Annotated in this window: 12 protein-coding genes; 4 read left to right on the forward strand and 8 right to left on the reverse strand. The window is 62.1% G+C overall.

Annotated features, from left to right (window positions below; all coding sequences use genetic code 11):
• Positions 1–3: 3 nt before the first annotated feature.
• The 8 genes from ACSQ3F_RS05800 to ACSQ3F_RS05835 form a co-directional block, all read right to left on the reverse strand.
• Complete coding sequence (locus ACSQ3F_RS05800; RefSeq protein WP_436099350.1) at positions 4–3,147, reverse strand: multidrug efflux RND transporter permease subunit; 3,144 nt, start codon at positions 3,145–3,147, stop codon at positions 4–6.
• A gap of 10 nt (positions 3,148–3,157) precedes the next feature.
• Positions 3,158–4,420, reverse strand: a complete 1,263-nt coding sequence (locus tag ACSQ3F_RS05805) for an efflux RND transporter periplasmic adaptor subunit (RefSeq protein ID WP_436099351.1) — start codon at positions 4,418–4,420, stop codon at positions 3,158–3,160.
• 236 nt (positions 4,421–4,656) lie between these two features.
• Positions 4,657–5,658 (reverse strand): ABC transporter ATP-binding protein, encoded by a 1,002-nt coding sequence (locus tag ACSQ3F_RS05810; protein ID WP_436099352.1) that lies wholly within the window; start codon positions 5,656–5,658, stop codon positions 4,657–4,659.
• A 13-nt stretch (positions 5,659–5,671) separates the two neighbouring features.
• Positions 5,672–6,730: a Gfo/Idh/MocA family protein gene (locus tag ACSQ3F_RS05815; protein WP_436099353.1), complete on the reverse strand. Its 1,059-nt coding sequence runs from the start codon at positions 6,728–6,730 to the stop codon at positions 5,672–5,674.
• Positions 6,727–7,566 carry a carbohydrate ABC transporter permease gene (locus ACSQ3F_RS05820; RefSeq protein ID WP_436099354.1) on the reverse strand — a complete coding sequence of 280 codons (840 nt, stop codon included), beginning with the start codon at positions 7,564–7,566 and terminating at the stop codon, positions 6,727–6,729. The genes ACSQ3F_RS05815 and ACSQ3F_RS05820 overlap by 4 nt, the downstream gene beginning before the upstream one ends.
• 12 nt (positions 7,567–7,578) lie before the next feature.
• Positions 7,579–8,529 carry a carbohydrate ABC transporter permease gene (locus ACSQ3F_RS05825; protein WP_436099355.1) on the reverse strand — a complete coding sequence of 317 codons (951 nt, stop codon included), beginning with the start codon at positions 8,527–8,529 and terminating at the stop codon, positions 7,579–7,581.
• Positions 8,530–8,818: 289 nt separating this feature from the next.
• The gene (locus ACSQ3F_RS05830) at positions 8,819–10,078 is read right to left on the reverse strand and encodes an ABC transporter substrate-binding protein (RefSeq protein ID WP_436099356.1); all 1,260 of its coding nucleotides are present in this window, start codon (positions 10,076–10,078) and stop codon (positions 8,819–8,821) included.
• Between the two features lie 53 nt (positions 10,079–10,131).
• Complete coding sequence (locus tag ACSQ3F_RS05835) at positions 10,132–11,031, reverse strand: N-acetylmuramic acid 6-phosphate etherase (RefSeq protein ID WP_436099357.1); 900 nt, start codon at positions 11,029–11,031, stop codon at positions 10,132–10,134.
• A 197-nt stretch (positions 11,032–11,228) separates the two neighbouring features.
• Here ACSQ3F_RS05835 and ACSQ3F_RS05840 point away from each other — a divergent pair, with 197 nt between their 5' ends.
• The 4 genes from ACSQ3F_RS05840 to nagA are packed head-to-tail and all read left to right on the forward strand — an operon-like array spanning position 11,229 to position 15,082.
• Positions 11,229–12,113: a BadF/BadG/BcrA/BcrD ATPase family protein gene (locus tag ACSQ3F_RS05840; RefSeq protein ID WP_436099358.1), complete on the forward strand. Its 885-nt coding sequence runs from the start codon at positions 11,229–11,231 to the stop codon at positions 12,111–12,113.
• The gene (locus ACSQ3F_RS05845; RefSeq protein ID WP_436099359.1) at positions 12,110–12,874 is read left to right on the forward strand and encodes a GntR family transcriptional regulator; all 765 of its coding nucleotides are present in this window, start codon (positions 12,110–12,112) and stop codon (positions 12,872–12,874) included. The genes ACSQ3F_RS05840 and ACSQ3F_RS05845 overlap by 4 nt, the downstream gene beginning before the upstream one ends.
• A 28-nt stretch (positions 12,875–12,902) precedes the next feature.
• Positions 12,903–13,925, forward strand: a complete 1,023-nt coding sequence (locus ACSQ3F_RS05850) for an SIS domain-containing protein (RefSeq protein WP_436102050.1) — start codon at positions 12,903–12,905, stop codon at positions 13,923–13,925.
• The gene (gene nagA / locus ACSQ3F_RS05855) at positions 13,922–15,082 is read left to right on the forward strand and encodes an N-acetylglucosamine-6-phosphate deacetylase (protein ID WP_436099360.1); all 1,161 of its coding nucleotides are present in this window, start codon (positions 13,922–13,924) and stop codon (positions 15,080–15,082) included. The genes ACSQ3F_RS05850 and nagA overlap by 4 nt, the downstream gene beginning before the upstream one ends.
• Positions 15,083–15,085 lie beyond the last annotated feature (3 nt).

The following is a 15,085-nucleotide window of genomic DNA, read 5'->3' on the forward strand; positions in this document are numbered from 1 at the left end:
CTCTCATTCGCCTGGTGTCGCTACTGTCTCTTGTGCCTGCTCGGCCGGCTTTGCCTTCACCCGCCCGAAGATCTTCATTACGAAGACGAAGAAGATCGGCACGAAGAAGATGGCGAGAACCGTTGCCGAGATCATGCCGCCCATCACGCCGGTACCGATGGCGCGCTGGCTGCCCGAGCTTGCGCCCGTGGCGATGGCCAGCGGCAGAACGCCGAGCGTGAAGGCAAGCGACGTCATCAGGATCGGCCGGAAGCGTAAGTGCGATGCCTCGATTGTTGCCTCCAGCAGTGACTTGCCTGCCTGCATCTGCTCCTTGGCGAACTCGATGATCAGGATCGCGTTCTTTGCCGAAAGGCCGATGATCGCGATCAGGCCGACCTTGAAGTAGACGTCGTTCGGCATGTCGCGCAGCGTCACGGCAAGGACCGCGCCGATAACGCCGAGCGGCACCACCATGATCACCGAGACCGGGATCGACCAGCTTTCATAGAGCGCTGCCAGGCACAGAAACACCAGAAGGCAGGACAATGCGATCAGGATCGGCGCCTGGGTGCCCGACTGGATTTCCTGCAGCGACTGGCCGGTCCATTCATAACCGAAGCCGGCCGGGAGTTGCTTGACGAGGTTCTGCATCTCGGTGATCGCCTCGCCTGACGAATAACCGGGCTGGGTATCACCGCTGATGCGCACCGACGGATAGCCGTTGTAGCCCACCGTCTGTGTCGGCGCCTTCACCCATTCGACGGTCGCGAAGGAGGAGATCGGCACCATGCCACCGCTCGAGTTACGAACGTTGAGATTAAGCAGGTCGGCCGTCTGCATGCGCTTGTTCTCGTCCGCCTGCACCGTCACGCGCTGCATGCGGCCGGCATTCGGGAAGTCGTTGACATAAGTCGAGCCGAGGTTGGTGGAGATCGTCGTGTTGATATCGGCGAAGGTCACGCCGAAGGTATTGGCCTTCTCGCGATCGATGATCACATTTGCCTGCGCCGCATCCGGCATGCCTTCGAAGCGTACGCCGGCAACGATCTTGCTCTGGGCCGCAAGGCCGAGCAGTTGGTCGCGTGCCTGTGCAAGGGCTGCCTCGCCGAGACCACCACGATCCTGCAGGCGGAAGGAGAAACCGCCCGTCGTGCCGAGACCCTGGATCGGCGGCGGCGACAGCGCAAAGCTGATCGCGTCCTTGATCTGGCTCATCGCCATGCTGGCGCGGCCAGCAATCGCCTGGGCGGCATTTTCCGGACCGCGCTCCGCCCAGTCCTTGAGCGTCACGAAGGCAAGTCCGGCATTCTGGCCGGCGCCGAAGAAGGAGAAGCCGTTGATCGCAACGATACGATCGACACCCTGTTCCTTGCTGAAGATGTCTTCGGTCTGCTGGATGACCTCATCGGTGCGGTGCCCTGTCGCTTCGGAAGGAAGCTGCATCATGACGATGACGTAGCCCTGATCCTCATCCGGCAGGAAGGACGAAGGCAGCTTGAGGAACAGATAGCCAAGACCGGCCAGCACGGCCAGATAGATGATCATGAAGCGGCCTGAACGGCGGATCAGCCACGACACGGAGCCGCTGTAGCGATGCGAGGTGCGATCGAACATGCGATTGAACCAGCCGAAGAAGCCGGTCTTCGCGTGATGATGCCCTTTCGGCACCTGCTTCAGGAAGCTGGCGCAAAGTGCCGGCGTCAGCGACAAGGCGAGCAGCGCCGAGAACAGGATCGACACCACCATCGTCAGCGAGAACTGGCGATAGATGACGCCGACCGCGCCCGGGAAGAAGGCCATCGGGATAAAGACCGAAGCCAGAACCAGCGTGATGCCGATGACGGCGCCGGTGATCTGCTTCATCGCCTTGCGGGTCGCCTCGCGCGGCGTCAGCCCCTCTTGCGACATGATGCGTTCGACGTTTTCAACGACGATGATCGCGTCGTCGACGAGAATGCCGATCGCCAGCACCATGCCGAACATGGTCAAGACGTTGATCGAGAAGCCCATGAAATACATGACGGCGCAGGTGCCGAGCAGGGCCACGGGAACGACGATCGTCGGGATGATCGTGTAGCGGATGTTCTGCAGGAAGAGGAACATCACCAGGAAGACGAGGCCGACCGCTTCGAGCAGCGTATGCAGCACCTTCTCGATCGAGACCTTGACGAAGGGCGAGGTGTCGTAAGGAATCGAATATTCCAGCCCATTCGGGAAATAGGCGGAAAGCTCGTCCATGCGCGCCTTGATCGCCGCCGATGTCTCCATGGCATTGCCGGTCGGCGAAAGCTGCACGCCGATGGCGGCCGAAGGCTTGCCGTTGAGGCGGGTGGTGAAGGAGTAGCTTTCGCCGCCCACCTCGAGCCGCGCCACATCGCGCAGGCGCACGGCCGATCCATCCGGATTGGCGCGCAGAACAATGGCGCCGAATTCTTCCGGCGACGACAACTGACCCTTGATGATCACCGGGGCAGCGATCTGCTGGGTGATCGGGTTCGGCTGAGCACCGATCGAGCCGGCCGCGACCTGGGCATTCTGCGCGCCGATCGCCGTCGTTACGTCTTCCGCGGTCAGGTTGAGGCCGAGCATCTTGTCCGGATCGAGCCAGACGCGCATCGACCGCTGCGTGGCAAACAGCTGGGCACGGCCGACGCCCGCGACGCGCTGGACTTCACTCAGCACGTTGCGGTTCAGGTAGTCGCCGAGGCCGATGGCGTCCATCGATCCGTCGGTCGAGGTCAGCGCAATGATCAGGAGGAAGCCGGAACCGGCTTCATCGACCTGCACGCCCTGCTGCTTGACGCTATCGGGCAGCCGCGCTTCGACGCGGCGCACGCGGTTCTGCACATCGACCGCCGCCTGCGCCGGGTCGGTGCCCGGCTCGAAAGTGACGTTGATTTCGCTCGATCCTTGAGCGCTTGACGTGGATTCGAAATAGAGAAGCCCGTCGACGCCATTCAGCTCGTCTTCGATGAGGCGCGTGACGCTCTGGTATGTGTCCTGCGACGATGCGCCGGGATAGGTGGCGGTGATCGAGATCTGCGGCGGCGCCACGTCGGGATATTGCGAAATGGGAAGCTGCGGGATGGCGATGGCGCCTGCCACCATGATGAAGATCGCGACGACCCAGGCGAAAATCGGCCTGTCTATGAAGAAACTTGGCATCGTGCAGTCCTCACTTCTGCTCGACCGCGGGCTTTTCGCCCTCGGCCGGTGCGGCAGCAGCCGTATCGGCCTTTCCGGCTTCCGCCTGCGCGGACTGAGCCGCCGCCGCCTCGCCGGCAGGCTTGCCATTCGGATCCCATTCGGCCGGAACGACCTCTGCTCCGGGGCCGATCTTCTGAAAGCCTTCGACAATCACCTTTTCGCCGGCTTTCAGGCCGTCGCTCACCATCCAGCGATTGCCGACGGTGCGGCCGAGCATGATGTTGCGGAATTCCACCTTGTTCTCGGCATTGACGACATAGACCTGCGACTGACCACTGTTGCTGCGCTGGACAGCCTGCTGGGGGATGGCGATCGCATTCTTTTCGACACCCTGCTGGATCTGCACGCGCACATACATGCCCGGCAGCAGATCACCTTCGGGATTGGGGAACTCACCGCGCAGCGTCACCTGACCGGTCGTCTCATCGACGGCGGCTTCCGAGAAGAGCAGCTTGCCCTTCTTGTCATAGGGGGTGCCGTCATCGAGGATCAGCTGTACCGCGGCTTCATTCTTGGCGGTTATCAGTTGGCCATCCTGCAGTGCCTTGCGCAGGCGGATCAGATCGGTAGCCGGCTGTGTGAAGTCGGCATAGACCGGATCGAGCTGCTGGATCGTTGCGAGATTTTCCGTGCCGTTGGCGCTGACCAGCGCGCCTTCGGTAATCAATGCGCGGCCGATTCGGCCGCTGATCGGCGCGGTGACGCTCGCATATTGCAGATTCAGCTTGGCGGTCGCAAGACCGGCTTCAGCAACCGCGACGTCGGCATCGGCCTGCGCCAGTTGCGCGATCGCATCGTCGTACTGCTGCAGCGCCGCCGCACCGGATTTGCGCAACTGCGTCTGACGGTCAGCGGCCTGCCTGGCCTGAACCTGCACGGCCTTGGCGCGTGCCAGCGTCGCCTCGGCGCTGTCGACCTGAACTTGGAAGGGCGCCGGGTCGATCTTGTAGAGCACCTCGCCTTCCTTGACGATCGAGCCCTGCTGGAAGACGCGATCGACGACGATGCCGGTGACGCGCGGACGGACCTCCGCGATGCGGGTCGCGGCGATGCGGCCGGGAAGCTCGTTGGTGATCGGCAGTTCTTCGGCCTTCGTCGTGACCACCGCGACCTGCGACGGGGGGAACGAAGAAGCAGCCTGCTCTTCCTGTTTCTGGCATCCGGCAACCAAGGCCAGGCCCGCCACGGCCGCAGTTAGGATCAGTCGATTCATCCGCATTGTCGGTTCCATGCAAAAGCCCGGCGCGGGCCAGCTCCTTGTCAAAAGGAAAGCGGCAGCAGCCGGAAGTTAAAGAAGATCAGTAAGATACGGCGCACCCGCCAGGGCGCTAATGTAGCCATATCAAATTATACAAACAGATATGTATGTTAAAATCGACGGGAGCGCAAGCCAATGATGCGGCGCACAAAAAAACGTTACCGAGCGACAACTTCTGTCATCGCTCGGTAAAAAATCGGATTTCAAGATCAGCGCAAGACCCGGTCGTCCGAGCCGAAGCGATGCATCGCCATCTTATCCGGCGTCGCATAGACAACATCATCGACATCGTAGCGGTGCTCGCCGAAGAGCCGGACCGTCAGAAGGCCGGTGACCTCCGTTTCCAGATAGAGAATCGTATCGGCACCGAGGTGCTCGACATGAATGACCTTGCCCTTCCAGTCGCCACTTTCGCGCGACAGGATGATGTGCTCGGGCCGGATACCGATGGTTTTCGCTTGGGTGTCACCGAGCTTGCCCGCCTCGATGAAGTTCATCTGCGGCGAGCCGATGAAACCGGCGACGAAGACGTTTGCCGGCTTGTTGTAAAGCTCCATCGGCGAGCCGACCTGCTCGATCTGGCCGGCATTGAGTACCACGATCTTGTCGGCGAGGGTCATGGCCTCGACCTGGTCGTGCGTCACATAGATCATCGTCGCCTTGAGGCTGCGATGCAGCCTTGCGATTTCGATACGGGTGTTGACGCGCAGCGCGGCATCGAGGTTCGACAGCGGCTCGTCGAACAGGAAAAGCTTCGGCTCGCGCACGATGGCGCGGCCGATGGCGACGCGCTGGCGCTGGCCGCCGGACAGCTCGGCCGGGCGGCGCGCGAGATAAGGCTCCAGCGACAACATCGAGGACGCCTTGCCGACCTTGGCGTCAACCTCGACCCTGGGTGCGCCCATCTGCTTCAGGCCAAGGCCCATATTGTCCTTGACGGTCAGGTGCGGATAAAGCGCGTAGGACTGGAACACCATGGCGATGCCGCGCTTGGCGGGCGGCGTGTTGATCACCTCCAGGCCGTCGATCTGGACGCTGCCGGAGGTCGCGTCCTCAAGCCCGGCGATGACCCGCAGGAGCGTGGACTTACCGCAGCCTGACGGGCCGACGAAAATGACGAACTCACCGTCCTTCACTTCGAGATCGATGCCCTTCAGAACCTCATGGGTGCCGAAGGCCTTGCGGATGGATTTCAGGTTCAAAGATCCCACGTGAGGCCCTCTTTTACAGTTTAACGGGACGGCCGGTGCGCACGCTTTCATCGGCAGCGAGGCAGATGCGCAGCGACTGGACGGCGTCGTCCATGTGTCGTTCGAGATTGATGTTTTCGGTGATGGCCTTCAGCACATAGGCCTGCTCGAGATCGCAGAGTTCCTGATGCCCCGGCTCGCCATCCATTTTCAGGTCTTCGTCCTTGTGAACGAACTTGCCGTCGGGTCCTGTTTCGGCCTTGTGGACACGAATGACGGCCGTCTTGGTGTGCTTGTCGATATCGTCGGATTTGGCGTTCGGATCCATGACGATCGAGACGGAGCCGTTCGGCGACATCACATCCTTCACGAAGAAGGCGGTTTCCGAGATCATCGGTCCCCAACCCGCTTCGTACCAGCCGACCGAACCATCCTCGTAGATCACCTGCAGGTGGCCGTAGTTGTACATGTCCGGCGCGACCTCGTTGGAAAGGCGCAAGCCCATGCCACGCACCTCGACGGCCCTGGCATCGGTGATCTGGCACATGACATCGACATAGTGCACGCCGCAATCGACAATCGGCGACGTGGTGTCCATCAGCGCCTTGTGGGTCGCCCAGGTCGGGCCGCTCGATTGCTGATTGAGGTTCATGCGGAAGACATAGGGGCCGCCCAGTTTGCGGGCCTCGGCGATCAGCCGCACCCAGGACGGGTGATGACGCAGAATATAGCCGACGATGAGTTTCTTGCCGGCTGCCTTCGCCGCTGCAACCACCCGTTCTGCGTCGGCGACAGTCGTTGCCAGCGGCTTCTCAACGAAGACGTCACAACCGGCTTCGAACGCCATGACGGCATAATCGGCATGGCTGTCGGAATAGGTGCAGATCGAGCAGAGATCGGGCTTCAGCTCTTTCAACGCGTCTTCGAAGCCCGGATAGATCGGATAGCCCTGAAGGTCAGGCGTAAGATCGACGTTCGAGCGGTTGACCAGACCGACGATCTCGAAACCGGGATTGTTATGATAGGCGAGCGCATGGCTGCGGCCCATATTGCCGAGGCCTGCGACGAGTACGCGGATGGGCTTGGCGCTCACTTGACGGCTCCTGCGGTAATGCCGCGGATCAGCTGCCGCGAAAAGATGACGTAGAGGATGAGGACCGGGAAGATCGCCAGCGACAGGGCGGCAAGAACCGCGTTCCAGTTGGTGACGAACTGGCCGATGAAGACCTGTGAGCCGAGTGTGACCGTCTTGGTGGCTTCACCGGGGGCGAGGATTAGCGGGAACCAGAGGTCGTTCCAGATCGGGATCATCGTGAAGACGGCGACCGTCGCCATGGCCGGCTTGATGAGCGGCAGCACCAGCCGGAAGAAGATCGCGTATTCAGACAGGCCGTCGATGCGCCCGGCATTCTTCAGATCGTCCGAGACGGTACGCATGAACTCCGACAGGATGAAGATGGCAAGCGGCAAACCTTGCGCGGTATAGACGAGGATCAGCGCCGTCAGCGTGTTCACCAGACCGGCGGCGACCATTCCTTGCAGGATTGCCACCGTGCCGAGGCGGATCGGGATCATGATGCCGATGGCGAGATAGAGCCCCATCATCGTATTGCCCCTGAAGCGATATTCCGACAGCGCAAAGGCCGCCATCGCGCCGAACAGGAGCACGAAGAAGATCGAAACGACGGTGACGATCAGGCTGTTCTGGAAATAGCCGACGAAATCGCCCTGCTTCAGCACCGTCTCATAACCGACGAGGCTGAAGGTATTTGCCGTCGGCGGCGTGAGTGGCGTGCGGAAGATGGCATTCCGGTCCTTGAACGAGTTAACGATCGTCAGGAGAACCGGGAACAGGGCGATGACGGTGTAACCGGCGAGCGCCAGATGTACGAAGCTGGAACGCAAGGGTGACATGCGTGCTTTTGACATTTTGTCTCTCCCTTAGAACTGATAGCGGCGGACACGCCGCTGGATGCCGAAGAGATAAAGCGACACGCCGGCAAGGATGATCAGGAACATCACCGTGGCGATGGTGGCGCCCATCGAGCGGTCGCCCAGTTGCAGCTGGAAGCCGAAGAAGGTGCGATAGAGCAGCGTGCCGAGAATATCGGTCGATCCGTCCGGTCCGGCCAGAGCGCCTTGCACGGTATAGATCAGGTCGAAGGCGTTGAAGTTGCCGACGAAGGTAAGGATCGAGACCATGCCGATCGCCGGCAGCACCAGCGGCAGCTTGATCTTCCAGAACTGGCTCCAGCCGGTGACGCCATCGCATTCGGCCGCCTCGATCACCTCGTCCGGGATATTGAGAAGGGCTGCATAGATCAGCATCATCGGGATGCCGATATTCTGCCAGACGGAAATCAGCGACACCGCGATCAGCGCCGAGCCGGGCTTGCCGAGCCAGGGCGCGAAGAAGGATTTCAGGCCGACCAGATCCATGAAAAATGGCGTGATGCCCCAGATCGGCGACAGGATCAGCTTCCAGATGAAACCGACGATGACGAAGGACAGAAGCGTCGGCAGGAAGATCGCGGTACGATAGAAGGTGGCAAGCCTGAGCTTCGGGATCGACAGCATCGCGGCAAGCGCAATGCCAAGCGGGTTCTGGACCAGCATGTGGATGGCGAAGAAAACGAAGTTATTCTTCAGCGCCCGCCAGAAATCCGCCGCCCAGCGCTCTTCGCCGAACAGCACCTGGAAATTGGCAAAGCCGACGAAGGTCGACTGGCCGTCAACGGTGTTGAACAGCGACAGGCGCAGCGTTTCCGCCAGCGGCAGGATCATCACGGCGGAATAGATGACGAAGGCCGGCAGCAGGAAAACGAGGATATGCCAGCGTTTCGCCCGTGCCGGTGTTTGAATGCTGTCCTCAGACATTATGGCGCTGCTCATGGCTCTGCCGCTCCGACCCGTTTTCGTCGATCACCGCGAAATGCGGCAAGGCGCTGCGCCGCCGGTCCCCGCCGCGCATGCCTGGACCAGCGGGCCGAAGCCGCCGGTGGGATGTGATTTCAGATTACACGATTTTGCGCTCAATGCGCCGGCGCCTGCTTTACCTCCCCCTTGATGGGGGAGGCAAAGCGGAACGCGCGGGTGGGGGGTGACTATTGCTTCACGCAAAAAGATCACCCCACCCCGGCACTTCGTGCCGACCCTCCCCCTCGAGGGGAGGGTAAGTTGCCTACTTCGCCGGCTTGTACCAGCTGTCGAGACCCTTCTGCAGCTTCTCGGCGGCGACTTCCGGCGTATCGGTGCCGTTGATCACGTTGGCCGATTCGACCCAGGTCTCGTTTTCGAGGCTCGGGGTACCGCGCGCCAGGATCTGGTAGGTCGAGCGAATGGTCGGCTTGCACTTTTCACGCCAGGAGACGAATTCCTGGGCGAGCGGATCGCTCATCTTCACCGGCGTCGAATTCAGGCTGAAGAAGCCCGGCAGCGAGTTGGCGTAGATGTCGGCGAATTCCGGCGAAGCAACCCAGCTCAGGAACGTCTTGGCTTCTTCCGGATGCGCGCTCTTGGCATTCAGGCCAACGCCGATGTCGGTGTGGTCGGAGATGTAGCAAGCGTCGCCAGCGGCCTTAACCGGCGGCGGGAAGGCACCCATCTTGAATTGGGCCTGGGTGTTGAACAGACCGATTTCCCATGAGCCGGCCGGATAGATGGCGGCGCGGCCAAGCGTGAAGAGGTTCTGGCTGTCCGGATAGGTCTGGGCTTCGAAACCATCGCCGAGATAGTCCTTCCACTTGGCAAGAACCTTGTAGGGCTCGACCCATGGCGCGTCGGTCAGCTTCTGTTCGCCCTTGATCAGGGCAGCGCGGCCTTCTTCACCCTTCCAGTAGGTCGGGCCGATGTTCTGGTAGCCCATGGTCGCGGCTTCCCAGAGATCCTTCGTGCCCATGGCCATCGGGATGTAGGTGCCGTCTGCCTTGATCTTGTCGAGGGCGGCGAAGAATTCCGCTTCCGTCGTCGGGATCGCAATGCCGAGCTTGTCGAAGGCGTCCTTGTTGTAGATGAAGCCATGGATGACCGATGCCATCGGCACGCAGAACGTGGCCGAACCATCGTCCGTCGTCCAGGCGGACTTGGCGACCGGAGAGAAATTCTCCATGCCGGCAAGACCCGTGAGGTCGGCGAGGTGCTTCTTGTTGTAGAGTTCGAGCGAGACGTCGAACGGACGGCAGGTGACAAGGTCACCAGCGGAGCCGGCGTCGAGCTTGGCGTTCAGCGCGGCGTTGTATTCGGTCGGCGCCGTCGGCGCGAATTTCACTTTGATACCCGGATTCTTCGCTTCGAAGGCCGGGATCAGTTTTTCCTGCCAGATGGTCAGGTCGTCGTTGCGCCAGCTTTCGATCGTCAGCGTGACGTCTTCCGCATGCGCCAGCCCGGCGGAGCCGAGGATGCTGGACGCAAGCAGCAAGCCTTTCAAGGTAGTGCGGGTCATTACGTTCTCCCTTTTTTATGCGCCGGTCTGGCGCGGTTTTGGAACCCTTAGAATCAATGTGCCGCGACGCTCGACAAGGCGCGGCGCAAGTTTTGACCGGCCTCGGCAAGTGCGGCCTGCGCCGCCGCCACATCCTTTGCCCCAGTGGCAAGAAGAATGGCGATCTTTACCGAACCCGATGACGTGGTGAGATAGCGGCCCGCTTCCGCCGCACCGATGCCGGCAATGTCGGACACGATGCGGACGGCGCGGCCGCGCAGCTTGGCATTGTCGGCTTTCAGGTTGACCATGTGCCCATCGTAGACATGGCCGAGATGGATGCCGACAAGGGTAGAAAACATGTTGAAGGCGATCTTCTGCGCCGTGGCCGCGCCCATGCGGGTCGATCCGGAGATCACCTCGGGCGGCGTCTGCAACAGGATGGCCACGTCGGCACCCTGAAAGAGCACGGCGCCGGGATTGTTCGCCATGGCGATGACAAGCGCGCCGCGCTGCCGGGCTTCATCTGCCGCAGCCAGCGCATAGGGCGTCGAGCCGCTGGCGGAAACGGAAATCAGGCAGTCGCCCTTGCCGATGCCGGCGTCGCGCACATCCTTGCGCGCCAGATCCATGTCGTCTTCGTAACCGCCGGCAAGATCGGTTAGGCTTGCGGCACCGCCGGCCAGCAGAACGACGATCTTGTCATGGGCAATTCCATAGGTGCCGGGCAATTCCAGCGCATCGGTCATCGCCATCAGGCCCGAGCTGCCGGCACCGGCATAGGCCAGGCGACCGCCGCTTGCGAGCGTTTCGGCAGCGATCTGTGCGGCGGCGGCCAGCGGCTCGATTGCAGCATCGACGACCTTCGCCGCGGCCTGCTGGCCGGATGCCAGCAGACGCAGCGCAAGCGCCGGATGCATGACATCCAGTCCGATCGCCTTGTCGTGGCGCTGTTCGGTTTTCGCTGACGGCATACGCTCAATCTCCCTCTCTGCAAATTAATGCCAAAAAAATACCAATTGTCTAGGAAAAATTAACTTCCGGCCGAAGAAAAATTTCCGTTCATAAAATTTGCCTGTGATTTCGCTATGTTAGTCGATAAATCCAATTAAAGACCAAATCCCCCTTGGTTAATGGTATTTTTTTGGTATCATTTTCTCCGGAGGTATCCATGCCAAACTATATTCTGGGAATCGATGGCGGGGGCACGAGCTGCCGCGCGGCTGTAGCGGGGCCTGACGGGCGTATCCTCGGGCGCGGCAAAAGCGGCGCCGCCAACATTCTGACCGATCCCGACAATGCCCTGATCCACATTGTCGGCGCGGCGAACGCTGCGTTCGAGGAGGCGAACATCGCCCCCTCGGAGATCGGCTCAGCCTGCGCACTTCTTGGTGTGGCGGGCAGCAATGTCGGCGATGCCGTGCACTATGTGAAAGAGCGCCTTCCCTTTGCTAAGGCCGACATCGAGTCGGACGGGTTGATCGCGTTGCAGGGCGCATTGGGCGACAGCGACGGTGCGGTCGCCATCCTCGGCACCGGTTCGATCTACATTGCCCGACAGGCAAGCGACATCCGCTATATCGGAGGATGGGGTTTTCAGATCGGTGATCTCGGCAGCGGTGCCCGCCTCGGCCATGCCCTTCTGCAGGAATGCGTGCTGGCATTCGACAACATTCACCCGTCCTCGCCGCTGACCGATGCGGTGATGGCGGAGTTCAACTCCGATCCGCGCGACGTGGTTGAATTCGCCCGCATTGCCCGCCCCGGCGAATTCGGCCGGTTTGCGCCAAAGGTCTTTGAATTCGCTGGCCGCGGCGACCCGGTGGCAACGACGTTGCTTCGGGCGGCCGCACAGACGATCGACGAGGCACTTGATGTCGTGGTGGCCCGCGGAAGCCGCAGGCTTTGCCTGCTCGGTGGGCTGGCACCGCTCTATCGGCCGTGGCTCGCCGAGCGGCACCAGCCGCTGTTCGTGGAGCCTGAGGCAGACGCGCTGACCGGCTCCGTTGCACTCGCCGCCAAACGCTTTGCCGCTGATGCGAGGGCGAAAGCATGACCCAACATCTCGAGGCCATATTGCCACTGGAAGGTTTGCAGGCCGGGGGGTCCGGCCCGCTTTACCTGAAGCTGCGACAATCGCTGGAAGAGGCGATCCTGTCGGGCAAGCTGAACCACGGCGATGCGCTGCCGCCCGAACGCGATCTGGCCGACTATGCCAACATCAGCCGGGTGACGGTGCGCAAGGCGGTGGACGATCTGGTCAAGGATGGCCTTCTGGTGCGCCGTCACGGCTCCGGGACCTTCGTGGTCAAGCCGGTTAGCCGCGTCCAGCAGTCGCTGTCGCGACTGACGTCCTTTACGGAAGACATGGCGCGGCGCGGGCTGACGACGACGGCGCAATGGATCGAGCGCGGGCTCTTCCACCCCTCGCCGGATGAGATGATGGTGCTTGGCCTTGCCGCCGATTCGCTCGTCGCCCGTCTCGGCCGCCTACGCATCGCCGATGATATGCCGCTTGCCATCGAGCGGGCGAGCATCTCCGCCGAATTTCTGCCCGACCCCATCCGGATCGGCACATCGCTCTATGCCGAGCTCGACAAGACCAAGTCGCGGCCCGTGCGCGCCGTGCAGCGGATTTCCGCCTGCAGCCTCAAGGATCCGGACGCGGCAATGCTTGGCGTACCGGTGGGATCGGCGAGCCTTTCGATCGAACGTATTTCCTATCTTGCCTCCGGCCGCGTCGTGGAATTCACCCGTTCGCTCTACCGGGGTGACGCCTACGACTTCGTGGCGGAATTGACCCTGCCGGAATCGTAAGTACAGCCCAAAGAAGAAAGACATGATCATGCAGACCAATATGCGGCGCGAAATCGATGAGATTCCCGAAGCGGCGGCCCGCCTTCTCCACCAGTCACGGATCGCGATCAAGCAGGCCGGCGCAGCGCTGCGCGAAAAGGACCCTGCCTTCCTGGTAACGATCGCCCGCGGCTCGTCAGACCATGCCGCCCTGTTCCTGAAATATGCGATCGAGCTTTCGACAGGCCGCCCCGTTGCCTCGCTCGGCCCGTCGCTCGCCTCGATCTATGGCGCGAAAATGCAGCTTTCCGGCGCTGCATCGATCGCCATTTCACAGTCCGGCAAGAGCCCGGACATCGTCGCCATGGCCGAAGCCGCGACCAAGGCCGGTGCCGTGACGATTGCGCTCACCAACACCCTGCCCTCGCCGATTTCTCAAGCCAGCACCCATCCGCTCGACATCCTCGCCGGCCCGGAAATCGCCGTCGCCGCAACCAAATCCTACGTCAACTCGATCGTTGCCGGCCTTGCAATCCTCGGCGAATGGACCGGTGACGAGGCCCTGCAACGCGCTGTCGCCGACCTGCCGACCCAATTTGCCAAGGCCGTGAAGCTCGACTGGCAGGCACTCGCCGACGAGCTCGGGGATGCGGAATCGCTGTTCGTGCTCGGCCGCGGGCCAGCGCTTGCCATCGCCAGCGAAGCGGCGCTGAAATTCAAGGAAACCTCGGGCATGCACGCCGAGGCCTATTCGGCGGCGGAAGTGCTGCATGGACCGGTGGCACTGGTCGAAAAGCGCTTCCCGGTCATCGGCCTTGCCGCGCGCGACGCGGCGGAAGGCTCGGTAACCGGCATCCTTGACGGTCTCAGCAGCAAGGGCGCGCTCGCCTTCGTCACCTCGTCCAATGCCACATCGGCAAAGGTGCTGCCCTTTGTCGAGACGGGCCATCCGATCACCGACGCGCTGACGCTGATCCTTCCCTTCTACGGTTTCGTCGAGTCCTGGTCGCGCTCGCGCGGCCTCAATCCGGATGCGCCTGTCGCCCTCAAGAAGGTAACGGAAACACGATGACCGCTCGGACAGCAATCACCGGCGCCCGGATTTTCGACGGCCTCCTTTGGCACGAAGGCCAGTCCTTGTTGCTGGATGGCGGTACAGTCACCGGCATTTTGCCGGAGAACGACCTGCCCGCCGGGACGGAAACGATCGACGCCAGGGGGCAGTTGCTCGTTCCCGGCTTCATCGACCTGCAGGTCAACGGCGGCGGCGGCGTGATGCTGAACGACCGGCAGGACGCAGATGCCATCCGGACCATCTGCGCCGCCCACGCGCAATTCGGCACGACGGCCCTGTTGCCTACCCTGATCACCGATACGTTCGAGGTTCGCGCGAGGGCGATCTCGGGCGGCCGGCAAGCAAAGGCCGAAGACGTACCCGGATTCCTCGGGCTGCATCTGGAGGGACCGCATCTTTCCGTTGCCCGAAAGGGCGCGCACGACCCGGCGCTCATCCGGCCGATGGACCAGGCCGATCTCGATGTCATGCTCGCCTGCGCCGGTGTGTTCGATGCGATGATGGTCACGGTGGCGCCCGAAAATACGACGGCCGCTCAGGTGAAGGCGCTGGCGGACGCCGGCCTCATCGTCAGCCTTGGCCACACGGATACGGGCTATAAGACCGTTGCGGAATATGCGCAGGTCGGCGCGCGCACCGTCACCCATCTGTTCAACGCGATGAGCCCGCTCGGCCACCGCGAGCCCGGTGTCGTTGGCGCGGCGCTTGATATCGGCAGCCTCTATGCGGGGATCATTGCCGACGGTTTCCATGTCGATCCGGTGTCGATGGGTGTGGCCCTGCGTGCCAAGACCGGCCCGGGGCGGATCTTCATCGTCACCGACGCCATGTCGACGATCGGCTCCCACCAGACCAGTTTCCTGCTGAACGGCCGCGAGATTTTCCGCAAGGACGGGCGCCTGACGCTGGCCGACGGGACGCTCGCCGGGGCTGATATCGACATGCTGTCATCGGTGCGCTTTGCCCATGAAAAGCTGAACCTGCCGCTCGACGAGGCGCTCCGCATGGCGTCCGCCTATCCCGCCGACGCCGTGGGAATTGCATCCCGCAAGGGCCGGTTGCTGCCCGGGCTGGACGCCGATTTCGTGCTGCTGACGGGCCGGCTGGAGATGGCCTCGACCTGGATTGGCGGCAAGCGCGTATTTCAGGCCTAAGCT

The sequence above is a fragment of the Pararhizobium sp. LjRoot238 genome, assembly GCF_964252955.1.
GTDB lineage: Bacteria > Pseudomonadota > Alphaproteobacteria > Rhizobiales > Rhizobiaceae > Pararhizobium.